26 protein-coding genes are annotated in these 25,932 nt (G+C 69.3%); 23 read left to right on the forward strand and 3 right to left on the reverse strand.

The window, feature by feature from the left end; all coding sequences use genetic code 11:
- Positions 1-7 precede the first annotated feature (7 nt).
- The 12 genes from ligD to ASC76_RS17045 all read left to right on the forward strand — a co-directional run bounded on the left by ligD (position 8) and on the right by ASC76_RS17045 (position 11,638).
- Complete coding sequence (gene ligD, locus ASC76_RS16990) at positions 8-910, forward strand: non-homologous end-joining DNA ligase (protein WP_056468937.1); 903 nt, start codon at positions 8-10, stop codon at positions 908-910.
- Positions 911-1,111: 201 nt separating this feature from the next.
- Complete coding sequence (locus ASC76_RS16995) at positions 1,112-1,438, forward strand: Rho termination factor N-terminal domain-containing protein (RefSeq protein ID WP_056468940.1); 327 nt, start codon at positions 1,112-1,114, stop codon at positions 1,436-1,438.
- A gap of 19 nt (positions 1,439-1,457) precedes the next feature.
- Positions 1,458-2,540: a DNA topoisomerase IB gene (locus tag ASC76_RS17000; RefSeq protein ID WP_056468944.1), complete on the forward strand. Its 1,083-nt coding sequence runs from the start codon at positions 1,458-1,460 to the stop codon at positions 2,538-2,540.
- A gap of 80 nt (positions 2,541-2,620) precedes the next feature.
- Entirely contained in the window at positions 2,621-3,427 is an 807-nt protein-coding gene (locus tag ASC76_RS17005) for an enoyl-CoA hydratase-related protein (protein ID WP_056468947.1), read from the forward strand.
- A 13-nt stretch (positions 3,428-3,440) separates the two neighbouring features.
- A complete protein-coding gene (locus ASC76_RS17010) occupies positions 3,441-4,094 on the forward strand; it encodes a TetR/AcrR family transcriptional regulator (RefSeq protein ID WP_056468950.1) in 654 nt (217 codons plus the stop codon).
- A 36-nt stretch (positions 4,095-4,130) separates the two neighbouring features.
- Positions 4,131-5,279 carry an ABC transporter substrate-binding protein gene (locus tag ASC76_RS17015; RefSeq protein WP_056468953.1) on the forward strand — a complete coding sequence of 383 codons (1,149 nt, stop codon included), beginning with the start codon at positions 4,131-4,133 and terminating at the stop codon, positions 5,277-5,279.
- A 98-nt stretch (positions 5,280-5,377) separates the two neighbouring features.
- Complete coding sequence (gene phaR, locus ASC76_RS17020; RefSeq protein ID WP_056468956.1) at positions 5,378-5,992, forward strand: polyhydroxyalkanoate synthesis repressor PhaR; 615 nt, start codon at positions 5,378-5,380, stop codon at positions 5,990-5,992.
- A 41-nt stretch (positions 5,993-6,033) separates the two neighbouring features.
- Positions 6,034-7,068: a M35 family metallo-endopeptidase gene (locus tag ASC76_RS17025; RefSeq protein ID WP_082549235.1), complete on the forward strand. Its 1,035-nt coding sequence runs from the start codon at positions 6,034-6,036 to the stop codon at positions 7,066-7,068.
- Entirely contained in the window at positions 7,065-7,565 is a 501-nt protein-coding gene (locus tag ASC76_RS17030) for a hypothetical protein (RefSeq protein ID WP_056468958.1), read from the forward strand. The genes ASC76_RS17025 and ASC76_RS17030 overlap by 4 nt, the downstream gene beginning before the upstream one ends.
- A 17-nt stretch (positions 7,566-7,582) precedes the next feature.
- On the forward strand, positions 7,583-8,977 hold the full coding sequence (gene rimO / locus ASC76_RS17035; RefSeq protein WP_056468963.1) for a 30S ribosomal protein S12 methylthiotransferase RimO: 1,395 nt from the start codon (positions 7,583-7,585) through the stop codon (positions 8,975-8,977).
- A 43-nt stretch (positions 8,978-9,020) separates the two neighbouring features.
- The gene (locus ASC76_RS17040; protein ID WP_056468966.1) at positions 9,021-10,400 is read left to right on the forward strand and encodes an FAD-containing oxidoreductase; all 1,380 of its coding nucleotides are present in this window, start codon (positions 9,021-9,023) and stop codon (positions 10,398-10,400) included.
- Between the two features lie 44 nt (positions 10,401-10,444).
- Positions 10,445-11,638: a PLP-dependent transferase gene (locus tag ASC76_RS17045; protein WP_056468970.1), complete on the forward strand. Its 1,194-nt coding sequence runs from the start codon at positions 10,445-10,447 to the stop codon at positions 11,636-11,638.
- A 3-nt stretch (positions 11,639-11,641) separates the two neighbouring features.
- Here the strand turns inward: ASC76_RS17045 and ASC76_RS17050 are convergent, their stop codons facing one another.
- Positions 11,642-13,096 carry a cytochrome P450 gene (locus ASC76_RS17050; protein ID WP_056468973.1) on the reverse strand — a complete coding sequence of 485 codons (1,455 nt, stop codon included), beginning with the start codon at positions 13,094-13,096 and terminating at the stop codon, positions 11,642-11,644.
- Positions 13,089-13,556: an SsrA-binding protein SmpB gene (smpB, locus tag ASC76_RS17055; protein ID WP_056468977.1), complete on the reverse strand. Its 468-nt coding sequence runs from the start codon at positions 13,554-13,556 to the stop codon at positions 13,089-13,091. Before smpB ends, ASC76_RS17050 begins: the two co-directional genes overlap by 8 nt.
- Positions 13,557-13,603: 47 nt before the next feature.
- Here smpB and ASC76_RS17060 point away from each other — a divergent pair, with 47 nt between their 5' ends.
- Complete coding sequence (locus ASC76_RS17060; RefSeq protein ID WP_056468979.1) at positions 13,604-14,059, forward strand: type II toxin-antitoxin system RatA family toxin; 456 nt, start codon at positions 13,604-13,606, stop codon at positions 14,057-14,059.
- On the forward strand, positions 14,046-14,363 hold the full coding sequence (locus ASC76_RS17065) for an RnfH family protein (RefSeq protein WP_056468982.1): 318 nt from the start codon (positions 14,046-14,048) through the stop codon (positions 14,361-14,363). The genes ASC76_RS17060 and ASC76_RS17065 overlap by 14 nt, the downstream gene beginning before the upstream one ends.
- Before the next feature lie 10 nt (positions 14,364-14,373).
- Here the strand turns inward: ASC76_RS17065 and ASC76_RS17070 are convergent, their stop codons facing one another.
- Complete coding sequence (locus tag ASC76_RS17070) at positions 14,374-14,895, reverse strand: DUF4124 domain-containing protein (RefSeq protein WP_371262143.1); 522 nt, start codon at positions 14,893-14,895, stop codon at positions 14,374-14,376.
- Between the two features lie 128 nt (positions 14,896-15,023).
- Here ASC76_RS17070 and guaB point away from each other — a divergent pair, with 128 nt between their 5' ends.
- The 9 genes from guaB to ASC76_RS17115 are packed head-to-tail and all read left to right on the forward strand — an operon-like array spanning position 15,024 to position 25,932.
- Positions 15,024-16,496, forward strand: a complete 1,473-nt coding sequence (gene guaB, locus ASC76_RS17075) for an IMP dehydrogenase (protein WP_056468986.1) — start codon at positions 15,024-15,026, stop codon at positions 16,494-16,496.
- Positions 16,497-16,505: 9 nt separating this feature from the next.
- On the forward strand, positions 16,506-17,750 hold the full coding sequence (locus tag ASC76_RS17080; RefSeq protein ID WP_235580492.1) for an MFS transporter: 1,245 nt from the start codon (positions 16,506-16,508) through the stop codon (positions 17,748-17,750).
- A gap of 31 nt (positions 17,751-17,781) precedes the next feature.
- Complete coding sequence (gene guaA / locus ASC76_RS17085) at positions 17,782-19,380, forward strand: glutamine-hydrolyzing GMP synthase (protein WP_056468989.1); 1,599 nt, start codon at positions 17,782-17,784, stop codon at positions 19,378-19,380.
- A gap of 3 nt (positions 19,381-19,383) precedes the next feature.
- On the forward strand, positions 19,384-19,707 hold the full coding sequence (locus ASC76_RS17090; RefSeq protein ID WP_056468991.1) for a hypothetical protein: 324 nt from the start codon (positions 19,384-19,386) through the stop codon (positions 19,705-19,707).
- A gap of 38 nt (positions 19,708-19,745) precedes the next feature.
- Complete coding sequence (gene tadA, locus ASC76_RS17095; protein WP_056468994.1) at positions 19,746-20,288, forward strand: tRNA adenosine(34) deaminase TadA; 543 nt, start codon at positions 19,746-19,748, stop codon at positions 20,286-20,288.
- Positions 20,289-20,296: 8 nt separating this feature from the next.
- The gene (locus ASC76_RS17100) at positions 20,297-21,268 is read left to right on the forward strand and encodes an LD-carboxypeptidase (RefSeq protein ID WP_056471009.1); all 972 of its coding nucleotides are present in this window, start codon (positions 20,297-20,299) and stop codon (positions 21,266-21,268) included.
- Positions 21,265-23,499 carry an ABC transporter substrate-binding protein gene (locus tag ASC76_RS17105; RefSeq protein WP_056468996.1) on the forward strand — a complete coding sequence of 745 codons (2,235 nt, stop codon included), beginning with the start codon at positions 21,265-21,267 and terminating at the stop codon, positions 23,497-23,499. The genes ASC76_RS17100 and ASC76_RS17105 overlap by 4 nt, the downstream gene beginning before the upstream one ends.
- A gap of 1 nt (position 23,500) precedes the next feature.
- Positions 23,501-24,484 (forward strand): ABC transporter permease, encoded by a 984-nt coding sequence (locus ASC76_RS17110; RefSeq protein WP_056468999.1) that lies wholly within the window; start codon positions 23,501-23,503, stop codon positions 24,482-24,484.
- A gap of 5 nt (positions 24,485-24,489) precedes the next feature.
- On the forward strand, positions 24,490-25,932 hold the full coding sequence (locus ASC76_RS17115) for an ABC transporter permease (protein ID WP_157615910.1): 1,443 nt from the start codon (positions 24,490-24,492) through the stop codon (positions 25,930-25,932).

Here is a 25,932-nt window from a genome sequence, read left to right on the forward strand (position 1 = left end):
CGCCACGATGGCCACCCGCCAGCCGATCCCCATCACCCACGCCGAGCGCGTGATCGACGCGGCGAGCGGCGTCACCAAGGGCGAGCTGGTCGACTACTACGAGCGCGTCGCACCATCGATGCTCCCGCACCTGAAGGCGCGGCCGGTCGCGCTGGTGCGCGCGCCGGAGGGCGTGGGCGGCGAACTGTTCTTCCAGAAGCACGCCGCTGCCGCCGCGATGGACGGCATCGACCTGCTCGATCCGGCCCTCGATCCGGGTCACGAACCGCTGCTGGTGGTCTCCGCGCCGCGCGGCTTGCGATCCGCGGCGCAGATGAACGTCGTCGAGTTCCACACCTGGAACATGACGACGAGAACCATCCCGCGCGCCGACCGGATGGTGTTCGACCTCGACCCCGGCGAAGGCGTCGCCTGGCCGGAGGTGCGCGAGGCCGCCACGCTCGTCCACGCGTTCCTCGGAGAGCTGAAGCTGCAGAGCTGGGTCAAGACCAGCGGGGGCAAGGGCCTGCACGTGGTCGTGCCGCTGGCGCCGCGGCACGATTGGCAGGCGGTGCGGCAGGTTGCGCGCGCCGTCGTGGTCCGCATGGCCGCGGTCGTGCCGCAGCGGTTCGTCGCGAAGAGCGGACCGCGCAACCGGGTCGGCAGGATCTTCATCGACTATCTGCGCAACGGCTGGGGCTCGACCACCGCTGCTGCCTGGTCGGCGCGCGCGCGACCCGGGTTGGGCGTGTCGGTGCCGATCGACTGGAGCGAGCTGGCGCAGGTGGAGAGCGGTGCGCACTGGACCGTGCGCAACGTCGAGCCGCGCCTGCGCCCGGGTCAGACGGCATGGGACGGCTTCACCGCGTCGCGCCAGACACTGACGCGGGCGATGAAGGCCCTCGATTTCGAACCGACGGAGACGACCTGATGATCCACTTCGACCACACCGAACCCCTGACCCCGTCGGACGTGCCGAACCGGCCGCCGACGCAACCCCCCGTGCCCGGCCCGGACGTGGTGCCGGTCGAGGATCCGCAGCCCACCGAACATCCCGATCCCGTCCGCGAGCCACCGGACAACAGGCCGCCGGTGGCCGTCCGCCCTCAACGTGCCTGCGAAAGGAAGCACCATGCCGCGCAACATCTGGAGCGCCAAGCGCGAGCGCCAGTACGAGCACATCAAGGACAGCCTGCACGATCGCGGCAAGAGCGACAAGGTCGCCGAGGAGATCGCGGCCCGCACCGTCAACAAGGAGCGGGCGCAGCACGGCGAATCGAAGACCGCCAGCGCCACGTCGGTGAACGACATGCCGGCCAGCCGGCGCGGCGGGCAGCGCTCGCATTCGGGCGCAGGAGGACGCACGCTGGCCCAGCTGCGCAACGAAGCGAGCGAACGCGGCGTCAAGGGCCGCTCGCGGATGAACAAGGCCGAGTTGTCCAAGGCGCTCGAACGGTGAGGGCGTCGGCCGGCCTGCCGTGGCCGTAGCGGCCCAGGCGCTGCCGGCCGCGCCGCGCGGACTGGTCTACGTCAGCGACGACACGCCGGGCATCCGCCGCGTCAAGCGCGGCACCGGCTTCGGCTACGTGATGCCGGACGGCCGGCCGCTGCGCGATGCCGAGCAGCTGCTGCGGATCCGCAAGCTGGCGATCCCGCCGGCCTACACGAAGGTCTGGATCTGCCCGCTGCCGCACGGCCACCTGCAGGCAACCGGGCGCGACGCGCGCGGCCGCAAGCAGTACCGCTACCACGCCGACTGGCGCAGCGCGCGCGACGACAGCAAGTTCGACCGCCTGGCCGAGTTCGGCGGCGCCTTGCCGCGCATCCGCGCCCGCGTGCAACGCGACCTGTCGGCGCCGGTCGGCCAGCAGGTGCTGCGCGACACCGTGATCGCCGCGATCGTGCGCCTGCTCGACACGACATTGATGCGGGTCGGCAACGACGAGTACGCGCGCAGCAACGGATCTTATGGCCTGACCACGCTGCGCAATCGCCACGCGCAGGTCAGAGGCGAGGCGCTGACGCTGCGCTTTCGCGGCAAGAGCGGGGTGGAGCACCAGGTCCGCCTGGGCGACCGGCGGGTCGCGCGCGTCGTGCGGCGGTGCCAGGCGCTGCCGGGGCAGGAACTGTTCCAGTACCTCGACGATCAGGGCGTACCGCATGTCGTCGGCTCGTCCGACGTCAACGACTACCTGCGCACGGCCAGCGACGGCGAGTTCACCGCGAAGGACTTCCGCACCTGGCACGGCAGCGTGCTGGCGCTGCAGTTGTGGTGCGCGCTCGATCCGGCCGAGGCCGCCAAGCCGACGCTGGCCGGCGCCAAGCGCTTGCTGAGCGACGTGGCGGCCCGGCTCGGCAACACGGTGGCGGTGTGCCGCAAGGCCTACGTGCATCCGCGCGTGCTGGGCCTGCTGACGGGTGAGGGCAACGCCGTCGCGCCGCTGTCCCCGGTGCGCCGCGCGGGCCTGTCGGCGCCCGAGCGCGGCCTGCTCGCGCTGCTGCGGCATCCGCGGGTAAGCCCTCGGTCGCGCGGCCGCTCGACCGACCGCAAACCGAACTAAACTTTACTGACCGGTCGGTCGAGTATGTTGACGCGCGTCGCGTTGCGAGTGCGCACTCGGTCCGCCGCTGGAGACCCACGATGTCCGACGATTCCCTGGTGCTGAGCGCGCGGTCCGGCGCGGTGTGCACGATCACGCTGAACCGGCCGAAGGCGCTGAACAGTTTCACGTCGCAGATGCACGAGGAACTGGCCGCTGCGTTGTCCGCCGTCGAAGGCGACCGGTCGGTCCGATGTCTGGTGCTCACCGGCGCCGGACGCGGCTTCTGCGCCGGGCAGGATCTGGCCGACCCGGCCGTCGCGCCGGACCTCACACCGGGGGCGAGGCCGACCGACGTCGGCAACGTGATCGAACGCTTCTACAAGCCGCTGGCGTTGCGCCTGCGGGCGATGCCGGTGCCGGTGATCGCCGCGGTGAACGGCGTGGCCGCCGGCGCGGGTGCCAGCATCGCGCTCGGCTGCGACCTGGTGATTGCCACCCGCTCGGCCAGCTTCATCCAGGCGTTCTCGAAGATCGGCCTCGTGCCCGATGCCGGTGGCACCTGGTTGCTGCCGCGACTGGTCGGCCGCGCGAATGCCCTGGCGCTGGCGATGACGGGCGACAAGCTGCCGGCCGAGGAGGCCCAGCGCATCGGCCTGATCTGGAAGTGCGTCGACGACACGGCGTTCGCCGCCGAGGTGAGCGCCACCGCCGAGCGCCTGGCCGCGATGCCGGTCGCCGCCCTGGCGGCGACGCGCGCGGCGCTCGACCAGGCCATGCACCTGGGCTACGCCGAAGCGCTCGACAACGAAGGCCGCTGGCAGAGCCGCCTGAGCGCGTCGCACGACTACCTCGAAGGCGTGGCCGCGTTCATCGCGAAGCGCCCGGCGACCTTCACGGACCGCTGAGCGCTCCCCGCCGATGCCCCGCGGTCGCGCCCCCGGCTACGACACGCAGCGCGAGGAGATCCTCGCGCGCGCGGCGGACCTGTTCGCGCGGCAGGGCTACACCGCGACCTCCATGAACCAGGTTGCGCTCGCCTGCGGCGTGTCCAAGCCCTCGCTCTACCACTACGTGCGCGACAAGTACCAACTGCTGGTCGAGATCGCCGAGGACCACGTCGGCCGCCTGAAGGAACTGGTCGCACAGGCGCAGCAGCAGCCGCTCGATCCGCAGGCGCGCGTGCGGGCGCTGATCGCGAGCTTTCTCGAGGTCTATGCGCACGCGCAGGCGGCCCACCGCGTGCTGACCGAGGACGTCAAGTTCCTCGAGCCGGCCGACCGCGAGCGCGTGCTGGACGGCCAGCGCGAGGTCGTCAATGCGTTCGCCGAGGCGATCGCCGAGAGCCGCCCCGATCTGCGCGCCACCGAACTGCACAAGCCCGTGACGATGCTGCTGTTCGGCATGATGAACTGGATGTTCACGTGGCTGCAGCCCGGCGGCAAGCTCACCCACGCGGCGATGGCGCCGATCGTCGCGGATCTTTTCTTCGGCGGGTTGAACTCGGTGCAGGTCGCCGGGTCGCAGCCTCGCCCGCAACCGGCCAGCGCCAAGCGCGTCGCACGGCGTGCCTGAGACACCCTTTCCCCTTCTGAACACCGGAGACATTGCATGAAGCTGAAGAAGACCCTGATCGCCCTGGCCGCCACCTTCGCGGCGGCCACGCTGGCCCACGCCGACGTCAACGTCGGTGTCACCGTCTCGGCCACCGGCCCGGCCGCGTCGCTCGGCATCCCGCAGAAGAACACGGTCGCGCTGATGCCGCAGACCATCGGCGGGCAGAAGATCAACTACATCGTGCTCGATGACGCGTCCGACACCACGATGGCGGTGAGCAACACCCGCAAGCTGATCACCGAGAACAAGGTCGACGTGATCCTCGGCTCGACCGTCACGCCGAACTCGCTGGCGATGATCGACGTGGTCGCCGAGAACCAGACGCCGATGATCTCGATGGCCGCGTCGGCCCGCATCGTCGAGCCGGTCGACGCGAAGAAGCGCTGGGTCTTCAAGACGCCGCAGAACGACATCATGATGTCGCTGGCGATCGCCGCCAGCATGGCCGACAACGGCGTCAAGACGGTCGGTTTCATCGGCTTCGCCGACGCGTACGGCGAGGGCTGGTACGCCGAGTTCGCGAAGGCCGCCGCGCTGAAGGGGCTGACCATCGTCGCCAACGAGCGCTACGCCCGCACCGACACGTCCGTGACCGGCCAGGTGTTGAAGATCGTCGCCGCCAAGCCGGACGCCGTGCTGGTGGCCGGCTCGGGCACGCCGGCGGTGCTGCCGCAGCGCGCGCTGAAGGAGCGCGGCTACGCCGGCAAGTACTACCAGACCCACGGCGTCGCGAACAACGACTTCCTGCGCGTCGGCGGCAAGGACGTCGAGGGCACGCTGCTGCCGTCCGGCCCGGTGCTGGTGGCCGCGCAGCTGCCGGCGAGCAACCCGGTGAAGAAGTCGGCGCTCGACTATGTCGCGAAGTACGAGGCGGCCTACGGCAAGGGCTCGGTCTCGACTTTCGGCGGCCACATGTGGGACGTGGGCCTGCTGATGCAGGTGGCGGTGGCCGACGCGCTGAAGAAGGCGAAGCCGGGCACGGTCGAGTTCCGCACCGCGCTGCGCGACGCGCTCGAGAACACCAAGGAGGTGCACGGCGCGCACGGCATCTTCAACATGTCCAAGACCGACCACCTCGGCCTCGACCAGCGCGCCCGCGTGATGGTCAAGATCGAGAACGGCGCCTGGAAGTACCAACCCTGAACGCGGCGCGCGCATCGAGCGGGAAAACCCTCCGGAGCCGGGCCGGGGGGCCCTCCTAGAATCATTGTGCAGTTGCACAACGACCCAGGAGACGCCGAATGGCCCAGTCCCGCCGCGCAGTGAAGTCGGTCGCGAGCGCCGAGCCTGACGCTCCCGCCGATGCGGCCCCGGTCCCCACCGGCGGCCCGCGCGTCCTCAAGAAGTACCCGAACCGGCGGCTCTACGACACCCAGCTCAGCAGCTACATCACGCTCGCCGACGTGAAGGCGATGGTGCTGTCGGCCGAGAGCTTCGAGGTGCGCGATGCCAAGACCGGCGAGGACCTGACCCGCAGCATCCTGCTGCAGATCATCCTCGAGGAAGAGAGCGGCGGCGTGCCGATGTTCTCGGCGCCGATGCTGGCGCAGATCATCCGCTTCTACGGCCACTCGATGCAGGGGATGATGGGCTCCTACCTCGAGAAGAACCTGCAGACCTTCACCGAGATCCAGGCCCGCCTGGCCGAGCAGTCCAAGGGCCTGCTCGACCCGACCGCGCAGACGCCCGAGATGTGGTCCCAGTTCCTCAACGGCCAGGCCCCGGTCGTGCAGAACCTGATGGGCAACTACATGGAACAGTCGCGCAAGATGTTCTCGCAGATGCAGGAGCAGATGGCCAAGCAGGCCGGCGCCCTGTTCCCGGGCATGCCGGGGTTCAAGCCACCGAAGCGCTGAAGCGCACCGTCCTACCCCCACCACTGACCAGGAGCCTGTCCATGTCGCGTTACGCCCAGACTTCTCTTGCCGCCATCCTGTGCGCCGCTGCCGCGCTCGCGCAGGCAGCGCCAGCCACCATCGACGTGCGGCTCACGGTGCCGACGCCGGTGCTGCGCGGCGATGTCGACGTCAACGTGACGGTCACCGTCACCAACACGGCGCGCCACCCGGTCAACCTGCTGAAGTGGCAGCTGCCGGGCGACGAGCTCGAAGGCCCGCTGTTCAAGGTCACGCGCGACGACCAGACCGTCGACTACCTCGGCCCGCTGGTCAAGCGCGCCGCGCCGGGCGCGAACGACAAGGTCAAGCTGCAGCCCGGCGAGTCGATCAGCTTCCAGGCCGAACTGACCGGCGCCTACGATTTGTCGCAGAGCGGGCGCTACGCGATCGAGTACGTGAGCCGCGGCAAGCACGACGACGAAGCGACGCTGAAGACGTCGGCGCCGCTGTACGTGTGGCTCGAGGGGCGCAGCGGGAAGGTGGCGGCGAAGCCGCCGGCACCGTCGGCAACTGGGTCGTCGATCTCGTACACCGGCAACTGTTCGGCGTCACAGCAGAATCTGCTGGTCCAGGCCGTGGCCGCCGCAACCAATTACGCGACGTCGGCCAACACCTACCTGAGCGCCACGCCGTCGGCCACGGCGCGCTACACCACCTGGTTCGGTGCGTTCAGCACTGCCGGGTGGAATACCGCGAAATCGCATTTCGCGGCCGAACAGGGCGCGTTCACGTCGCAGGCGCTGGTGCTCGACTGCAAGTGCAAGAAGCCCAGCGTGTACGCCTACGTTTACCCGACGCAGCCGTACAAGATCTACCTCTGCGGAGCCTTCTGGAACGCGCCGATGACCGGCACCGATTCGAAGGGCGGCACGCTCGTCCACGAGATGTCGCACTTCAATGTCGTCGCCAGCACCGATGACTGGGCCTACGGGCAGTCGGCGGCCAAGTCGCTGGCGATCAGCGATCCGGCCAAGGCGCTCGACAACGCCGACAGCCACGAATACTTTGCGGAAAACACGCCGGCACAGAATTGAGCCCGGCGGCGCGCAACCTGATCGTCGCGTCGGCGATCGCGTCGGCATCGCAGGTCGTGTCGGCCGCGGAGCTCGTCTGCAAGCTGTCGGCCCCCGCCCGCGTCGAAGCGGGGCAGCCGGTGCCGATGCGCTTCACGCTCACCAACCGCGGCCAGGGCGCGGTGCGTGTGCTGAACTGGGCCACGCCCTTCGAGGGCTGGTTCGGTCCCTACGTCCAGGTCATGCGCAACGGCAGCTTGCTGCGCTACACCGGCCCGATGGTCAAGCGCGGCGATCCGGGCCCTGATGACCACGTGGCCATCGCCGCTGGCCGCAGCCGGCACGCGACGGTCGACCTCGCGCAGCCCTTCGATTTCACCGCGCCGGGCCGCTACCGGGTCACGCCACGCATCACGCTGTTCGACGTGTCCACGGGTCCGCCGCGCCAGCGCGATGCGATGGTGCCCGTGAAGCTCGATTGCCCCGCGCTGGAGATCCAGGTCCTGCCCGCGCGCTGATCGGCGAAAATGGCGGGATGACCGACCCCACGCTCGCCTCCCGTCCCGCCACCACCCCCGCCCCGAAGATCGGTTTCGTCTCGCTCGGCTGCCCGAAGGCGCTGACCGATTCGGAACTGATCCTGACCCAGCTGCGCGCCGAGGGCTACGACACCTCGAAGACCTTCGCCGGCGCCGACCTGGTGATCGTCAACACCTGCGGCTTCATCGACGACGCGGTCAAGGAAAGCCTCGACACGATCGGCGAGGCGCTGGCCGAAAACGGCAAGGTCATCGTCACCGGCTGCCTCGGTGCCAAGGCCGGCGAGGCCGGCGGCAACCTGGTGCGCCAGATGCACCCCAGCGTGCTGGCCGTCACCGGCCCGCACGCGACGAACGAGGTGATGGACGCGGTCCACCTCCACAGCCCGAAGCCGCACGACCCGTTCATCGACCTCGTCCCGGCGCAGGGCGTCAAGCTCACGCCGCGCCACTACGCCTACCTGAAGATCAGCGAGGGCTGCAACCACCGCTGCTCGTTCTGCATCATCCCGAGCATGCGGGGCGACCTGGTCTCGCGCCCGATCGGCGACGTGCTCGGCGAGGCGCAGCGCCTGTTCGAGGCCGGCGTCAAGGAGCTGCTGGTCATCAGCCAGGACACCAGCGCCTACGGGGTCGACGTCAAGTTCCGCACCGGCTTCTGGGACGGCCGGCCGGTCAAGACCCACATGACCGATCTGTGCGAGAGGCTCGCCGAACTCGCCGCGAAGCACGGCGCGTGGGTGCGGCTGCACTACGTCTATCCGTACCCGCACGTCGACGCGATCCTGCCGTTGATGGCGAGCGGCGCGATCCTGCCTTACCTCGACGTGCCGTTCCAGCACTCGCATCCCGACGTGCTCAAGCGCATGAAGCGTCCCGCCAACGGCGAGAAGAACCTCGAGCGCCTGCAGCGCTGGCGCGAGACCTGCCCCGAGATCGTGATCCGCAGCACCTTCATCGCCGGCTTCCCGGGCGAGACCGAGGCCGAGTTCGAGCACCTGCTGGATTTCATGCGCGAGGCGCAGATCGACCGCGCCGGCGCGTTCGCGTATTCGGCGGTCAATGGCGCGACCGCGAACGACCTGCCGGGCATGCTGCCGATCGAACTGCGCGAGGAGCGCCGCGCGCGCTTCATGGCGGTGGCCGAGGCCGTGTCGGCCGCCAAGCTCGCCAAGCGCGTCGGCGCGACGATGCAGGTGCTGGTCGACTCGGCGCCGGCCATGGGCCGCAAGGGCGGCGTGGGCCGCTCGTACGCGGATGCGCCGGAGATCGACGGCAGCGTGAAGCTGCTGCCGCCCGAGAAGGCGTCCAAGACACTGAAAGTCGGCGAGTTCACGCGCGTGAAGATCGTCGGCACGCAGGGGCACGACCTGGTCGGCGTGCCGATCTGAGGCGCGCGCAGTAGAGTCCACGGCTTCCACTGCGGGAGCCGCGATGAACCAGGAATTCGACGCGATCGTCATCGGTGCCGGCCAGGCCGGGCCCTCGCTGGCGGCACGCTTCGCGCAGCGCGGCCAGCGCGTGGCATTGATCGAGCGCAAGCACCTCGGCGGCACCTGCGTCAACGATGGCTGCATCCCGACCAAGACGCTGGTCGCCAGCGCACGCGCCGCGCATGTGGCGCGCACGGCGGCGCGCTACGGCGTGTCGATCGGCGGCGAGGTTGCGGTCGACATGCGGGCGGTCAAGGCGCGCAAGGACGCGGTCGTCGCCGAGTCGATCACCGGGCTGACGACCTGGCTAGGCGGCCTGCCGACGCTGCAGGTCATCCGCGGCGAAGCGCGTTTCACCGGGCCGAACACGGTGCGTGTCGGTGCCGACGACTTGAGCGCGCCGAAGATCTTCGTCAACACCGGCGGTCGGCCCAGCGTGCCCGACTGGCCCGGGCTGCGCGATGTGCCGTACTTGACCAACACCTCGATGATGGCCATCGACTTCCTGCCCGATCACCTGGTGATCGTCGGCGGCAGCTACATCGGGCTCGAGTTCGCGCAGATGTACCGCCGCTTCGGCAGCCGCGTCACGGTGATCGAGGCCGGCCCGCGGCTGATCGGCCGCGAGGACGCCGAAGTGAGCGCCGCGGTGCGTGCGTTGCTGGAAGGCGAGGGGATCGACGTGCACGTCGGTGCGGCCAACCTGTCGATGGCGCGGCAGGGATCGGGCGTGCGCGTCGCGTTCGATGCTGCGGCCAGTGCGCAGGCGATCGACGGCAGCCACCTGCTGCTCGCCGTGGGCCGCGTGCCGAACACCGCGGATCTCGGTCTCGCCGCGGCCGGCATCGCCACCGACGCGCGCGGCTTCATCACCGTCGACGACGAGCTGCGCACCAGCGCGCCGGGCGTCTGGGCGCTCGGCGACGTGAACGGCAAGGGCGCGTTCACGCACACCTCGTACAACGACCACGAGATCGTCGCGGCCAACCTGCTCGACGGCGGCACGCGTCGCGTCTCGGACCGCATCAGCGCCTACGCGCTCTACACCGACCCCCCGCTCGGCCGCATCGGCATGAGCGAAGCAGAGGTGCGCCAGAGCGGCCGTGCGGCGAAGGTGGCGACCTTCCCGATGGCACGCGTCGGCCGCGCGCGCGAGCGCGGCGAGACGACCGGCTTCATGAAGGTACTGGTCGACGCGCAGACCGAGCGCATCCTCGGCGCTGCCCTGTTCGGGATCGAGGCCGACGAGGTCGTGCAGTTGCTGCTGCTCGCGATGGCCGCCGACCTCCCGTACACCCGGATCACGCAGACGATGTTCATCCACCCCACCGTGAGCGAGCTGCTCCCCAGCCTGTTCGCAGCGCTCGAACCGCTGACTTGAATCCGCTCGAATAGACTGACCGCCTGTCCCCTGACGAGAACCCGATGACCGAGCGCGCCCCCGAACCGTCGATCGAGACGACCCTGATCCACCACCCGTACCAGCCGCCCGCGGGCTTCAGCGCACCGCAGCCCGGCGTGTTCAAGGCCTCGACGGTGATCTTCTCGAACGTCGCCGCGATGCGCGCGCGCAACTGGAAAGAGAAGGTGGGCTACACCTACGGCCTGCACGGCACGCCGACCACCTTCACGCTCGAGGAGCGGATCGCGACGCTCGAAGGCGGCGCACACACCGTGCTGGTCCCCAGCGGCCTGGCTGCGATCGCGCTGACCGACGTGGCGCTGCTGCGCGCCGGCGACGAGGTGCTGATCCCCGACAACGCCTACAACCCGAACAAGGAGCTGGCGCGGCACGAGCTCGCCGGCTGGGGCATCGCGCATCGCTTCTACGACCCGATGGACGCGAACGCGCTCGCCGCCAGCGTCACGCCGCAGACGAAGCTGGTCTGGATCGAGCCGCCCGGCTCGGTGACGATGGAATTCCCCGACGTGCCGAACCTGGTGCGCGCCGCGCGCTCGAAGGGCGCGCTGGTCGCGCTCGACAACACCTGGGGCGCGGGGCTCGCCTTCAACCCGTTCAAGCTGGAAGGCGGCCTGGGCGTCGACGTCTCGGCCCACGCGCTGACCAAGTACCCCTCCGGCGGCGGCGACGTGCTGATGGGTTCGGTGACGACCCGCGATCCCGCCCTGCACCTGAGGCTGAACGCCGCGCATATGCGGATGGGCTGGGGTGTCGGCGCCAACGATGTCGAGGCGCTGCTGCGCGCGCTGCCGAGCCTGCCGCTGCGCTATGCCGCGGCCGACCGCGCCGGCCGCACGCTCGCGCAGTGGTGGGCGACGCGGCCCGAGGTCGCGCAGGTGCTGCATCCGGCGCTGAGCGGCTCGCCCGGGCACGAGCACTGGGCGCGGCTGTGCACACAGTCGGCCGGCCTGTTCTCGGTGGTGTTCGACGAGCGCTACACGGCGCGGCAGGTCGATGCCTTCGTCGACGCGCTGCGGCTGTTCAAGATCGGCTTCTCGTGGGCCGGACCGGTCAGCCTGGTCGTGCCGTACGACCTGTCGATGATGCGCAAGCAGCCGCGCTGGCGCGGCACGCTGGTCCGCTTCTCGCTCGGCCTGGAGGCGGTCGACGACCTGATCGCCGACTCGAGGCAGGCGCTGGCCGCGCTGGACGGTTGAAGCTCAGTCGGTGCGGGCGCGCAGCCGCATCCGCAGGCCGACCGGCATCATCGTGAACGACAGGAGTTCCTCGGCCTCGCCGCCGTCGGGCGTCGTCACGGCGTCGATGTCGAAGTGGTTCAGCAGCATCGCCATCGCCATCTTGATCTCGAGCAGCGCAAGGTAGCGGCCGGGGCAGACGCGCGGGCCGGCGCCGAACGGCATCGATACGCGCTTGGCCGAACTGGCCGAACCGGCGCCGCCTTCCGGCAGCCAGCGTTCGGGCCTGAATGCCAGCGGGTCGGGGAAGTGGCGCTCGCTCAGGCTGTCGCCGCGCATCACGCACCAGACGCTGGTGCCCTTGGGGATGCGGATGCCGGCGATCGCGGTGTCGCGCAGCGCCTCGATCACCTGGAACGGGCCGACCGGCTTCAGCCGCATCGTCTCGTGCGCGCAGGCTTCGAGGTAATCGAGCGCGGCCAGGTGGTCGGGCGTGAACGCGGCGGCGTCGAGCCCCAGATCACGCACCTCGCGCTGGGCGCGCTGCAGCGTCTCGGGATGGCGGTGCAGCAGGTAGATCAGCCAGGCGAGCGTGTTGGCGGTGGTGTCCTCGCCGGCGAGCAGCATCGTCAGCACGTTGCCGGCGACCTCGCGGTCGCTGATCGTCTCGGCGCCATCGCGCGCGCCGGCGTCGGCCGCGACGATCATCGCTTCCAGCAGGTTCGGCGGCAGCGCGCGCCGCGCTGCATCGGCCGCCAGCCGCTCCCGTGCCTGCGCGATGAAGCCGGCGATCGCCTGGTTGACCGCGGCCATGCTGCGCTCGAGTTCGCGGTCGGCCGCGCGCCGGAACCAGCGCCACCACGGCACGAGCGCGAACACGCGCTTGAACAGCGCCGGGAAGATCTTGTCGAGGTGGCGCTGGATGACCTCGTCGTCCGACTCCAGCGTGTTGACGTCGGCGCCGAACGCGAGGCCGGCGATCGCGTCGACCGTGAAGCGCATCAGTTCGGGCTGCAGCTCGATCGCCGCGCCCCCGGCCGCCGCGCGCGTCCAGCGCTGGCGCAGCCGCTGAGTGACCTTCAGCAACGAGGGGAAGTAGGCCCGCACGTGGGTCGGGTCGAAGCCGGCCATCACCATGCGGCGCTGGCGCTTCCAGGTGTCGCCGTTGGCCGAGAACACGCCGGGCGTCATGCCCATCTCGAGCCCGATGGTCTCGAGGTGCTTGGTGCGGCGGAAGCCGTCCGGCCGATCGCGCAGCGCCGCGCTCAGCGCTTCATGGTCGGCGATGCCCAGCAGCGTGCGCGGGCCGAGCTTGAAGCGGAAGAACGGCCCGTACTCGCGGCTCCAGGCCTCGACGTTCTGGTGCAGGCGCGCGCGTTCGATCTGGAACGCGTTGCCGACGATCGGCCAGCCGCGCGGGCCGGGCAGGTCGGCGATCTCGCGCAACGGGGCGACGGCGGCGGCGGCGGAATCAGTCACGGCTGGGTTTGGACGACACCTTGTGGCGCATCAGGCGGCCCTTCTCGCGCTCCCAGTCCTTCTTCTTCTCGGTGTTGCGCTTGTCGTGCTCGGCCTTGCCCTTGGCGAGCGCGATCTCGGCCTTCACGTGGCTGCCCTTGAAATGCAGGTTCAGCGGCACCAGCGTGAAGCCCTTCTGCTCGACCTTGCCGATCAGCCGCTTGATCTCCTCCTTGCGCATCAACAGCTTCTTGGTGCGGTCGGCCTCCGGGCTGATGTGGGTGGAGGCGCTGCGCAGCGCGTTGATCCGGCAGCCGATCAGGTAGAGCTCGCCGTCTCGGATCACCACGTAGCCGTCAGTCAGCTGCACCTGGCCGGCGCGGATCGCCTTGATCTCCCAGCCTTGCAGCACCATCCCGGCCTCGTGCCGTTCCTCGAGGTGGTAATCGAAATGGGCGCGGCGGTTTTCGGCGATGGACATGGGCACTCAGGTGGGGCCGGATGTGCCCAATACAATTTCGCCATTGTATGAAGCATGTGAAGAAGTCAGTCCTGCTCTGGTACTCGCCGCGCGAGATGTACGCGCTCGTCACCGCGGTGGCCGACTACCCGAAGTTCCTGCCCTGGTGCGAGAAGGCGGAAGTGCTGGAGACCCATGCCGACGGCGTGACCGCGCGGCTGCACCTGTCCTACCTCGGCGTGCGCCAGGCCTTCACGACCCGCAACGTGCAGGCCGCCGACGAGCGCGTGACGCTGAAGCTGGTCGACGGCCCGTTCTCGCTGCTCGACGGCACCTGGCGCTTCGTGCCGGTGCCGAGCAACGGCGGGGCGACCGCCAAGGCCTGCAAGATCGAGTTCGAGTTGCGCTACAGCTTCGCCAACGCCGCGCTCGACGCGCTGATCAGCCCGGTGTTCGACCGCATCGCCAACACCTTCGTCGATTCGTTCGTCAAGCGGGCGGAGCAGGTCTATGGCGAGCGCTGAGGCCGCCGCGCCGGGCCTGAGCATCAGCGTGGCCTACAGCCCGCGCGCGGGCGAGGTCGACCAGGTCGAACTGCGGCTCCCGGCAGGCGCCACGGTGGCCGATGCCGTCCAGGCCAGCGGTCTGCAGGCGCGCCACCCGCAGGCCGCGCTGGAGGCGCTGCCGGTCGGCATCTGGGGCGCGTTCTGTACGCGCGACGCAGTGCTGCGGGACCGCGACCGGGTCGAGCTGTACCGGCCGCTTCGGGTCGATCCGAAGGAGGCGCGGCGGCGGCGCCAGCGCGCGCAGGTCACGCCGCGGCGCTGAGCGCGGCGTCCTACTTGCAGTCGCTCGCGACCGCGGACTGGGCGCGCTTGGTTTCCGCGGCGCGGGCGGCGTCGTCGAGGACGATGCGCTCGCCCTTCTCGTTCACGCGCGCCATGCGGATGCCGCTGTCAAGCGTGCGGAGTGCCTCCTTCGCGCGGCCGCAGTTCTCGGCGCGCGCGGCGGCGATGCGGTCTTCCTCGGCCTTCTTCTTGTCCGCGATCTCCTGCTCGGCCTTCTTGCGGCGGGCTTCGAGCTCCGGGTCGGAGGCGCGGGCGGCGGGCGGCAGGGCGGCCGATGCCGCGGAGGCGGGTGCGGGCGCCGCCATCGGCGCACGCGGGGCGGCGGCCGTGCTGCCGCCGCGTGGGCGCTGCAGGATGTCGCTCTCGGGCGTGCCCGGTGGCGGGGGCAGGTCGCTGTACTGGGTGTGACCTGCCTTGTCGCGCCACTTCCACTGCGCCGACGCGGGGCCGGCGAGGGTCAGGCCGAGCAGCGCAGCGAGCAGGACGATGTTCCAACGAGCCATGGCGTTCATTCGTGAACTGTAATGAGCGCGAGTGTATGCGGCGGCCCGCCGACCGACCAAGCCGCGGGTTGCCAAGCGTGGCTTAGTGCGCGCATCGGCTGTCCGTATAATTCGCTTTTGCGTCAGGAGCTTTTCCCATGCGCCTTCTTGGCAAAGCGCTCACCTTCGACGATGTGTTGTTGGTGCCAGCGTTCTCCCGGGTGTTGCCTCGCGACACCGATCTGTCGACCCCCCTGTCCCGCAACATCCGCCTGAACCTGCCGCTGGTCTCCGCGGCGATGGACACGGTGACGGAAGCCCGCCTCGCGATCGCGCTGGCGCAGGAGGGCGGCATCGGCATCGTGCACAAGAACCTGACGCCCAAGCAGCAGGCTGCCGAGGTCGCGCGCGTCAAGCGCTACGAATCCGGCGTGCTGCGCGACCCTATCACGGTGACGCCGGACACCCCCGTGCGGGCCGTGATGGAGCTCTCCCGCCAGCATGGCGTCTCGGGCTTCCCGGTGCTGCAGGGCAAGACGGTGGTCGGCATCGTCACGAACCGCGACCTGCGCTTCGAATCGCGCTTCGACGCGCCCGTCAGCGAGATCATGACGCCGCGTGAACGCCTCGTCACGGTGCCGGAGTCGGCAACGATCGAGGATGGCAAGGCGCTGATGCACAAGCACAAGCTCGAGCGCGTGCTGGTCGTCAGCCCCGAGTTCGAGTTGCGCGGCCTGATGACGGTGAAGGACATCACCAAGCAGACCAGCTTCCCGAACGCCGCCCGCGACGCGATGGGCAAGCTGCGGGTCGGCGCGGCAGTGGGCGTGGGCGACGGCACCGAGGAGCGGGTCGAGCTACTGGTGCGCGCCGGGGTCGACGCGATCGTCGTCGACACCGCGCACGGCCACAGCGCCGGCGTGATCGAGCGCGTGCGCTGGGTCAAGAAGAACTTTCCGAACGTCGACGTGATCGGCGGCAACATCGCCACCGGCGCGGCCGCGCTGGCGCTGGTCGAGGCCGGGGCCGACGCGGTCAAGGTCGGCATCGGCCCGGGCTCGATCTGCACCACGCGCATCGTCACCGGCGTCGGCGTGCCGCAGATCTTCGCGATCGAGCAGGTCTCGAAGGCGCTCAAGGGCAGCGGCGTGCCGCTGATCGGCGACGGTGGCGTGCGCTACTCGGGCGACCTGGCCAAGGCGATCGCCGCCGGCGCGGACACCGTGATGATGGGCGGCGCGTTCGCCGGCACCGAAGAGGCGCCCGGCGAGACCATCCTGTACCAGGGCCGCACCTACAAGAGCTACCGCGGCATGGGCTCGATCGGCGCGATGCAGCAGGGCTCGGCCGACCGCTACTTCCAGGATGCGTCGGGCAGCAACAACCCGAACACCACCAAGCTCGTGCCGGAAGGCATCGAGGGCCAGGTCCCGTACAAGGGCTCGGTCGTGGCCGTGATCTTCCAGATGGCCGGCGGGCTGCGCGCCTCGATGCACTATTGCGGCTGCGCCAGCATCGCCGAGATGCACGACAAGGCCGAGTTCGTCGAGATCTCGTCGGCCGGCATGCGCGAGAGCCATGTGCACGACGTGCAGATCACCAAGGAAGCGCCAAACTACAGAATGGAATAGGGGCTGCGCATGAAGCAAGCCCGCGCGGGCCGCCAGGCGGCCATGCCCTTCATCATGGCGACCGTGCTGATCGACATGATCGCGGTCGGCCTGATCATCCCGGTGCTGCCGCCGCTGGTCGGCACGTTCACGACCTCGCAGGCCGAGCAGGCGTTCTGGTACGGCGCCGTGACGATCGCGTTCGGCATCGCCAACTTCTTCGCGTCGCCGATCCTCGGGCGCCTGTCGGACCGGTACGGCCGGCGGCCGGTGCTGCTGATCGGCTTCAGCGGCTTCGCGCTGAGCTTCTTCATCACCGGCCTGGCGACCGCGCTTTGGATGCTGCTGGTGGTGCGCCTGTTCAGCGGCGCGATGCAGGCGAACATCGCCGTGGCCAATGCCTACGTGGCCGACATCACCGCGCCGGAGCAGCGCGCCCAGGCCTTCGGCAAGCTCGGGGCGATGCTCGGCATGGGCTTCATCCTCGGGCCGGTGCTCGGCGGCATCCTGGGGGGCATCAACCTGCACCTGCCGTTCTTCGTCGCCGGTGGTCTGGCCTGCCTCAACTGGCTGTACGGCTACTTCGTGCTGCCGGAATCGCTGCCGGTCGAGCGGCGCCAGCCATTCGTGCTGCGCGAGGCCAACCCGATCACGTCGCTGCGCGGTTTGCGTGAACTGAAGGGCGTGGGCTCGCTAGTGTTCGTGATCGCGCTCAGCGGCCTGGTGCAGTTCATGACCCACACCTCCTGGGTGCTTTACACCACCTTCAAGTTCGGCTGGGGGCCGACGCAGAACGGCTGGTCGCTGTTCGCGATCGGCCTGACGTCGGTGCTGGTGCAGGGCGTGCTGCTCGGCCGGCTGCTCAAGCGCTTCTCGCCGCAGCGCCTGGCGATCATGGGGCTCGTGTCGTCGATCGTCTTCTACCTCGCGTGCGGGGCCGCCACGGAAGGCTGGATGCTGATCGCGGCGATCCTGGTCAACGTGCTCGGCTTCGCGTCCACCGCGGCGATGCAGAGCATCATCTCCAACGCCGCCGACCCGCAGACGCAGGGCCGCACCGCCGGCGCCGTGGCATCGCTGAACAGCATGATGGCGGTGATCGCGCCGGCCATCGGTGCACCGCTGCTGGCGACGGTCTCGCACCTGCCGCGGGGCGACTGGAAGATCGGCGCGCCGTTCTACTTCTGCGCCGCACTGCAGGCGGCGTCGATGCTGATCGCGCTGCGTCACTTCCGCGGCGAGCGCCGCAAGCGGCAGGCGCTCGCCGCCGCGTGATCCCTGAGTCGAAACCTCACACCACCACCTCATGCACGACAAGATCCTGATCCTCGATTTCGGCTCCCAGGTCACCCAGCTGATCGCGCGCCGCGTGCGCGAGGCGCACGTGTTCTGCGAGATCCACCCGAACGACGTCAGCGACGCGTTCATCCGCGAGTTCGCCCCGAAGGGCATCATCCTGTCCGGCAGCCACGCCTCGACCTACGAGGACCACGAACTGCGCGCGCCGCAGGCGGTGTGGGACCTGGGCGTGCCGGTGCTCGGCATCTGCTACGGCATGTTCGCGATGGCGGTGCAGCAGGGCGGGCAGGTCGAGGCCGCCGACCACCGCGAGTTCGGCTACGCCGAGGTGCGCGCGCACGGCCACACGAAGCTGCTCCAGGGCATCGAGGATTTCTCGACCGCCGAAGGCCACGGCATGCTCAAGGTCTGGATGAGCCACGGCGACAAGGTCACCGCGCTGCCGCCGGGCTTCAAGCTGATGGCCAGCACGCCGAGCTGCCCGATCGCCGGCATGGCCGACGAGGCGCGCGGCTACTACGGCGTGCAGTTCCACCCCGAGGTGACGCACACCGTGCAGGGCCGCGAGCTGCTGAAGCGCTTCGTGCTCGAGATCGCGAAGGCCAAGCCCGACTGGGTGATGGGCAGCTATGTCGACGAGGCGGTCGCACGCATCCGCGCGCAGGTCGGCGACGAGGAGGTGATCCTCGGGCTGTCCGGCGGTGTCGATTCGAGCGTCGCTGCGGCGCTGATCCACCGCGCCATCGGTGACCAGCTGACCTGCGTGTTCGTCGACCACGGCCTGCTGCGCCTGAACGAAGGCAAGATGGTGATGGAGATGTTCGCGGGCAAGCTGCACGCGAAGGTGATCCATGTCGATGCCAGCGCGCAGTTCCTCGGCCACCTGGCCGGCGTGACCGACCCGGAAGCCAAGCGCAAGATCATCGGCCGCGAGTTCGTGGAAGTCTTCAAGGCCGAGGCGGCGAAGCTCAAAGGCGAGGGCGCCAAGGGTGCGAAGTGGCTGGCGCAGGGCACGATCTACCCGGACGTGGTCGAGTCCGGCGGCGCCAAGACCAAGAAGGCGACCTCGATCAAGAGCCACCACAACGTCGGCGGCCTGCCCGAGCAACTCGGCCTGAAGCTGCTCGAGCCGCTGCGCGAACTGTTCAAGGACGAGGTGCGCGAACTCGGCGTCGCGCTCGGCCTGCCGCACGACATGGTCTACCGCCATCCGTTCCCCGGCCCGGGGCTGGGCGTGCGCATCCTCGGCGAAGTGAAGCCGCAGTTCGCCGACCTGCTGCGCCGCGCCGATGCGATCTTCATTGAGGAACTGCGCAACACGATCGACCCCGCGAGCGGCCAGAGCTGGTACGCGCTGACCAGCCAGGCCTTCGCCGTGTTCCTGCCGGTCAAGAGCGTCGGCGTGATGGGCGACGGCCGCACCTACGACTACGTGGTCGCGCTGCGCGCCGTGCAGACCAGCGATTTCATGACCGCCGACTGGGCCGAGCTGCCGTACGCCTTGCTCAAGAAGGTCTCCGGCCGCATCATCAACGAAGTGCGCGGCATCAACCGCGTCACCTACGATGTCTCGAGCAAGCCCCCCGCCACCATCGAATGGGAGTGACGCATGCGGATGATCTTCGGAGTCTTGTCGCTGCTGATCGTGCTGGCGATCGTCGGCACGGTCGGCAAGAAGCAGCTGCAGGCCATCAGCAGCAGCGGCGTCTCGACGCGCATCAACCAGGCCGCCGGCACGGCCGGAGTCACGGGCACGGGTGACCGCGACGGCGCGACGCTGGCCATCCCCGGCGGCATGCCCGGCGGCGTGGCCGCCGACACGACCGGCCTGACCGTGCCGCAGCAGGCGCAGAACATCCAGCAGCAGTTCAAGCAGAGCGCCGAACGGGCACTGCAGCAGGGCGCCGACCGCGGCGCGCGCGCCGCGCCCTGATCGTGACGGAGCCGAATCCCGCCGCCGACGAGCACGCGATGCGCATCGCGCTCGACCAGGCCCACAACGCATGGCTGGTCGGCGAGGTGCCGGTCGGCGCGGTGATCATGCGCGCGGGGCAGGTGATCGCCACCGGCTACAACCGACCCATCACCGAGCACGATCCGACCGCGCATGCCGAGATCGTCGCGCTGCGCCACGCCGCGCAGCTGGTCTCGAACTACCGCCTGCCCGAGTGCGAGCTGTACGTGACGCTCGAGCCCTGTGCGATGTGCGCGATGGCGCTGATGCACGCCCGCTTCAAGCGCGTGGTCTTCGGGGCGCGCGACCCGAAGACCGGCGCGGCCGGCTCGGTCGTCGATCTGTTCGCGCAGCCGCAGCTCAACCATCACACGGCGGTCGAAGGCGGCGTGCTGGCCGACGAATGCGGCGCCGTGCTGCGCGACTTCTTCGCGGAGCGCCGCGAGCAGTACCGGCAGCGCCGTGCCAACCCGCTCGACGCGCCGCTGCCGGCCGCCGAAGCGCCCGATATCCCGGCCGGCGAGGCCACCGAACTCGCCAGCGAGCCGCCTTCGCCGTGACCGAACCGATGACCTTGTTGACCTTGTTCTCGCCTGCGGGCGTGCTGGTGCGCTCCGCGCCGCTCACCCTGGCCGCGAAGCGCCTGAAGGCACTCGGGTTCGACGTCCAGATCGACGCCGCCGCGCGGGCGCGCCACCAGCGCTTCGCCGGCGACGACGACATGCGGCTCGACGCGCTGCACCGCATCGCCGCCGCGGCGCCGAGCATCGCGATGGCCACGCGCGGCGGCTACGGCTTCACGCGGCTGCTCGACCGGATCGACTGGAAGGCGATCGCGCACAGCATCGCGCACGGCACGCGCTGGGTCGGCCACAGCGACATGACGACGCTGCAGCTCGGCCTGCTCGCCCAGCCCAAGCTCGGCGCCGACGCGATCACCTGGGCCGGCCCGCTGGCCGCCGACGATTTCGGCCGCAGCGAGGACGCCGGCGGCGTCGACGAGATCACCCGCGACTGCTTCCTCGAGGCGATGAGCGGCGCGCTCGAAGCGGTCGGCTTCCGCACCGAGCCCGGCTTCGACGGGCTGGAGGCGCGCGGTACCTTGTGGGGCGGCAACCTGTGCATGGTCAACTCGATGCTCGGCACGCGGTATTTCCCTCGCATCAAGGGTGGCGTGCTGTTTCTCGAGGACGTGAACGAGCACCCGTACCGCGTCGAACGCAATCTGCTGCAGCTGCACCAGGCCGGCGTGCTGGACGCGCAGAAGGCCATCGTGCTCGGCGAGTTCAGCGCCTGGCGCAAGGCGCCGCACGACCGCGGGTTCTCGATGAAGACCGTCGTCGCGCACCTGCGCACGCTGACGAAGACGCCGATCCTCACCGGCCTGCCGTTCGGCCACGTGCCGACCAAGGTGACGATGCCGGTCGGTGCGCGCGTGACGCTGCTGGTCGACGGCCGCAACGTGCTGATCGGCTGGGAGCACCGCCACGCCGGCGGGCCCGCGCACGACCACGTGCACGCTCACGCGGCACACGCATGAACCGAACGGCGCGCGCTGCGCTGGGCGCGTTCGCGATCGCCATCGCGGGGCTGACGGCCGGATGCGACAACAGCCCGAACCCGAAGGGCAGCGAGTCGACCAACACGCTGTTCATCGCGTTCCAGGAGCGCTCGCCGCGCCACCTCGACCCGACCGCGTCCTATGCGGTCAACGAGGTGCCGTACATGTACTCGATCTACGAGGCACCGTACGCATACCACTACCTAAAGCGTCCCTACGTGGTGGTGCCGAAGGCCGCCGAGGCGCTGGCCGAGCCGCGCTACCTCGACAAGGACGGCAAGCCGCTGCCCGCCAATGCACCCGGCGAACGGGTCGCCGAGAGCGTCTACGACATCCACATCAAGCACGGCATGCGTTACGCGCCGCACCCGGCCTTTGCGACCGACGCGACCGGTGCCTACCTGTATCACGCGATGACGGCAGCGCAGGTGCGCGACAAGCATTCGCCGCTGGACTTCGACAAGACCGGCACACGTGAGGTCGTCGCCGACGACTTCGTCTACGCCCTCAAGCGCCACGCGACGCCGCGCATCGAGACGCCGATCTTCGGCATCTTCTCGGAGTACGTGATCGGCCTGAAGGACTATGGCGAGCTGATCCGGGCCGAGGACAAGAAGCTGCGCCAGGGTGGCGATCCGGCGGCCCTCGACAAGCCGTTCCTCGACTTCCGCCAGTACCCGCTCGCCGGCGCGGTGGCGCTCGACAAGTACACCTACCGCATCCGCATCAAAGGCAAGTACCCGCAGTGGAAGTACTGGATGACGATGACCTTCACCGCGCCGGTGCCGTGGGAGGCGGACAAGTTCTACGCCCAGCCCGGCATGGCGAAGAACAGCCTGACGCTCGACGTCTGGCCGGTCGGCAGCGGCCCGTTCATGGCCGTCGAGTACGACCCCGACCGGCGCCACGTGCTGGTGCGCAACCCGAACTACCACGGCGCCACCTACCCGTGCGAGGGCATGCCCGGCGACAAGGAGCTCGGCCTGCTCGACGACTGCGGCAAGCGCTTGCCGTTCCTCGACAAGCTCGTCTTCAACACCGAGAAGGACAAGACGCCGCTGCGCGCGAAGTTCACGCAAGGCTTCCTCGACGTCCCGGAAATCGAGCGCAACGACTGGGGCCCGGACTTCCTCGCCGATGCCAACGATTCGGACGAGGTGAAGCAGCGCTTCGAGGAGCGCGGAATGCGCTTTCCAAAGAGCGTCGAACCGCAGAACTGGTACCTCGGCTTCAACTGGCTCGACCCGGTCGTCGGCAAGGGCGACACACCGGAGCAACAGGAGAAGAACCGCAAACTGCGCCACGCGCTCAGCATCGCGATCGACTGGGAGGAGGGCTACGGCCGCGTCTTCACCCAGAAGGCCGGCGAGGCCGCCATGGGGCCGCTGCCGGGCGGGACGTTCGGCTCGCGCCACGGCACGCCGGGCGACATCAACCCGGTCACCCACAGGATGGTCGACGGCAAGCCGGTGCGCCGCTCGATCGCCGAGGCGAAGCACCTGCTCGCCGAGGCCGGCTACCCGGACGGGCGCGACGCGAAGACCGGCAAGCCGTTGGTGCTGAACTACGACTACCAGCGCGTGCCGACGCCCGAGTACCGTGCCGAGCTCGACTGGATGGTCAAGCAGTTCGCCAAGGTCGGCGTGCAGCTCGAGATCCGTGCGACCGACTACAACCAGTTCCAGGAGAAGATGCTCAAGGGCAAGCAGCAGATCTTCTGGTGGGGTTGGTTCGCGGACTACCCGGACGCCGAGAACTTCCTGTTCCTGTTCTACGGCCCGAACTCCAAGGCCAAGGTGGAGGGCGAGAACACCGCGAACTACGAGAACCCCGAGTTCGACCGGCGCTACAAGCAGCTCGCGCTTCTCGACGACGGGCCGGCCAAGCAGAAGCTGGTCGACGAAATGGTCGACATCCTGCGCCGCGACGCGCCGTGGGCGTTCGGCTACTTCCCCTACTCGGCCGGCGCGTACCAGAAATGGGTCGGCGATGCGAAATACGGCCTGTTCACGAACGACCGCGCGCTGTACTACAAGGTCGACGCACCGATGCGCTCACGTCTGCAGGCGGAATGGAACCGGCCGAAGGTCTGGCCGCTGGGGCTGATGGCGCTCGGCGTGCTGCTGCTCGCCTGGATCGCGCGCCGCGCGTTCCGTGCGCGCGAGCGCATGACGGCCCGTGGCCTGCGCGCCGCCGAGGCGAAGGCCTGACATGCTGAACTACCTCGTGCGGCGCTGCCTGTACGGCGTGCTGGTGCTGATCGGCGTGAACCTCGTGACCTTCATGCTGTTCTTCACCGTCAACACGCCGGACGACATGGCGCGGTTGAACATCGGCGGCAAGCGCGTCACCCACGAGCAGATCGAGAAGTGGAAGGTCGAGCGCGGCTACGACAAGCCGCTGTACTGGAACGCTCAAGCGCAGGGCACGCGCCAGGCGACAGACACGGTGTTCTGGGACCGGTCGGTGTCCTTGCTGGCGCTGGACTTCGGCCGCTCCGATTCGAAGAGCGCGACCGACATCGGCCACGAGATCGCGACCCGCATGCTGATCAGCCTGCAGCTCGCGGTGCCGCTGTTCCTGCTGCAGATCGTCGCGAGCGTCGGCTTCGCGCTGCTGCTGGTGTTCTTCAGGCACTCGGCGATCGACTTCTGGGGCGTGGTGACCTGCGTGCTGATGCTGTCGATCAGCGCGCTGTTCTACATCATCGTCGGGCAGTTCCTGTTCTCGCGGGTGTTCCATCTGGTCCCGATCTCGGGCTTCGAGTCCGGCTGGGACGCGGCCCGGTTCCTCGTGCTGCCCGTGATGCTCTCGCTGCTCTCGCGGCTGGGCAGTGAAGGGCGGTTGTACCGCGCGATGTTCCTCGAGGAACTGGGACGCGACTACGTGCGCACCGCTCGCGCCAAGGGCCTGGCGGAACCGAGGGTGCTGTTCGGTCACGTGCTGCGCAACGCGTTGATCCCGATCCTGACGAGTGCCGGGAGCTACCTGCCGTACGTCTTCCTCGGCAGCCTGGTGTTCGAGAGCTTCTTCGGCATCCCGGGGCTGGGCTCCTACGTGATCGAGGCGATCACCGGGCAGGATTTCGCGATCGTGCGCTCGATGGTGTTCGTCGGCTCGCTGATCTACATCGCGAGCTACATCGTCATCGACGTGGCCTACACGCTGGTCGACCCGCGGGTGAGGCTGGCCTGATGCTGCTGCCGAAGATCGTCGTCCTGTGGTCGGACGTGGTGGTGATCGCCAGCTTGCTCGGGCTGGTGCTGTACGGGCTGCGCATCGCTCGCAGCGACAACCTGAAAGCCACCTGGCTCAAGGTGCTGCGCGACCGTGCCGCCATGTGCTCCGGCGTCGTATTGGTGCTGTTCTTCGCGGTGGCGGTGATCGACAGCGTTCATTTCCGGCGCGCACTGGCCCAGGCGCCGGGCGCCGGCGCAATGCAGCAGCAGGCGTACGGAACACGCACCGAATCGTTGCTCGACGTGCTGCTCGCGCGCCAGATCGACGGGCGGGAGACGTCCTACTCGGCGCCGCTGGCAATGCGCGGGTTCACCAAGGATTCGATCGCCGTCAACGGCGAGATCCAGCGCACTTATCCACGTCTGCTGCACGGCGGCGAACGCTTGCGCGACGAAACGGAATGGCTGCAGGATGTGCTGCTCCGGGGAGGCGTCGGTCTCGCGTTCGGCGCGATGCTTGCCGGCATCGCCGCGCTGGGTGTGTCTGCCGTGGTCGCGCGGGTGCATCGAACCGACCTCCGCCGAGGCTGGCGCGACGTGATGCAGGGCCACACCGATCTGCCGTGGCGTGCCGTGCTGGTCACGGTGCTGCTGCTGTGCACGGTCTTCGGCCCGCTCGCGGCGCTGGCGCAGCACTACCACGTGTTCGGCACCGACCGCACCGGCAATGACGTCTTCTACCAGGCGCTGAAGAGCATCCGCACGGCGTTCGTGATCGGCACGCTGTCGACCATCGCGACACTGCCGCTCGCGGTCGGGCTGGGCATCGTGTCGGGCTACCTGCGCGGCTGGGTCGACGAGGTGGTGCAGTACCTCTACACGTTGCTGTCCTCGATCCCGAACGTGCTGCTGATCGCCGCCTGCGTGCTGATGATGCAGGTCTTCATCGACACCCATCCCGACCTGTTCGAGACCGGCGCCGAGCGCGCCGACGTGCGCCTGTTCATGCTGTGCGTGATCCTCGGCCTGACAGGCTGGGCGACGCTGTGCCGCCTGCTGCGCGCCGAGACGATGAAGCTCGCGCAGCTCGAGTACGTGCAGGCGGCGACCGCATTCGGCGTGCGCCCGCTGCGCATCATGGCGAGGCACGTGTACCCGAACGTGGTGCACCTGATCATTATCACGACGGTGCTCGACTTCTCGGCGCTGATCCTGTACGAGGCCGTGCTGTCGTACGTGGGCGTGGGCGTCGACCCGTCGATGAACAGCTTCGGCGGCATGATCAACCTGGCCCGCACCGAGATGAGCCGTGACCCATTGGTGTGGTGGTCGTTCGCCGCGGCGTTCGGTTTCATGGTGACGCTGGTGCTCGCGGCCAATTTGTTCGCCGATGGCGTGCGCGACGCGTTCGATCCGCGGTCGCGGGCGTTCCGGCCGAAGTGGCGCAAGGCGGTCGACGCATGA

The sequence above is a fragment of the Rhizobacter sp. Root404 genome (assembly GCF_001425865.1).
Classification (GTDB): Bacteria; Pseudomonadota; Gammaproteobacteria; order Burkholderiales; family Burkholderiaceae_C; genus LMDS01.

Coding starts and splice junctions, on each gene's coding strand:
- ligD (WP_056468937.1), top strand. CDS start 8: ATGGCCACCCGCCAGCCGATCCCCATCACCCACGCCGAGCGCGTGATC.
- ASC76_RS16995 (WP_056468940.1), top strand. CDS start 1,112: ATGCCGCGCAACATCTGGAGCGCCAAGCGCGAGCGCCAGTACGAGCAC.
- ASC76_RS17005 (WP_056468947.1), top strand. CDS start 2,621: ATGTCCGACGATTCCCTGGTGCTGAGCGCGCGGTCCGGCGCGGTGTGC.
- ASC76_RS17010 (WP_056468950.1), top strand. CDS start 3,441: ATGCCCCGCGGTCGCGCCCCCGGCTACGACACGCAGCGCGAGGAGATC.
- ASC76_RS17015 (WP_056468953.1), top strand. CDS start 4,131: ATGAAGCTGAAGAAGACCCTGATCGCCCTGGCCGCCACCTTCGCGGCG.
- phaR (WP_056468956.1), top strand. CDS start 5,378: ATGGCCCAGTCCCGCCGCGCAGTGAAGTCGGTCGCGAGCGCCGAGCCT.
- ASC76_RS17025 (WP_082549235.1), top strand. CDS start 6,034: ATGTCGCGTTACGCCCAGACTTCTCTTGCCGCCATCCTGTGCGCCGCT.
- rimO (WP_056468963.1), top strand. CDS start 7,583: ATGACCGACCCCACGCTCGCCTCCCGTCCCGCCACCACCCCCGCCCCG.
- ASC76_RS17040 (WP_056468966.1), top strand. CDS start 9,021: ATGAACCAGGAATTCGACGCGATCGTCATCGGTGCCGGCCAGGCCGGG.
- ASC76_RS17045 (WP_056468970.1), top strand. CDS start 10,445: ATGACCGAGCGCGCCCCCGAACCGTCGATCGAGACGACCCTGATCCAC.
- smpB (WP_056468977.1), bottom strand. CDS start 13,556: ATGTCCATCGCCGAAAACCGCCGCGCCCATTTCGATTACCACCTCGAG.
- ASC76_RS17060 (WP_056468979.1), top strand. CDS start 13,604: ATGAAGCATGTGAAGAAGTCAGTCCTGCTCTGGTACTCGCCGCGCGAG.
- ASC76_RS17065 (WP_056468982.1), top strand. CDS start 14,046: ATGGCGAGCGCTGAGGCCGCCGCGCCGGGCCTGAGCATCAGCGTGGCC.
- ASC76_RS17070 (WP_371262143.1), bottom strand. CDS start 14,895: ATGAACGCCATGGCTCGTTGGAACATCGTCCTGCTCGCTGCGCTGCTC.
- guaB (WP_056468986.1), top strand. CDS start 15,024: ATGCGCCTTCTTGGCAAAGCGCTCACCTTCGACGATGTGTTGTTGGTG.
- ASC76_RS17080 (WP_235580492.1), top strand. CDS start 16,506: ATGAAGCAAGCCCGCGCGGGCCGCCAGGCGGCCATGCCCTTCATCATG.
- guaA (WP_056468989.1), top strand. CDS start 17,782: ATGCACGACAAGATCCTGATCCTCGATTTCGGCTCCCAGGTCACCCAG.
- ASC76_RS17090 (WP_056468991.1), top strand. CDS start 19,384: ATGCGGATGATCTTCGGAGTCTTGTCGCTGCTGATCGTGCTGGCGATC.
- tadA (WP_056468994.1), top strand. CDS start 19,746: ATGCGCATCGCGCTCGACCAGGCCCACAACGCATGGCTGGTCGGCGAG.
- ASC76_RS17100 (WP_056471009.1), top strand. CDS start 20,297: ATGACCTTGTTGACCTTGTTCTCGCCTGCGGGCGTGCTGGTGCGCTCC.
- ASC76_RS17105 (WP_056468996.1), top strand. CDS start 21,265: ATGAACCGAACGGCGCGCGCTGCGCTGGGCGCGTTCGCGATCGCCATC.
- ASC76_RS17110 (WP_056468999.1), top strand. CDS start 23,501: ATGCTGAACTACCTCGTGCGGCGCTGCCTGTACGGCGTGCTGGTGCTG.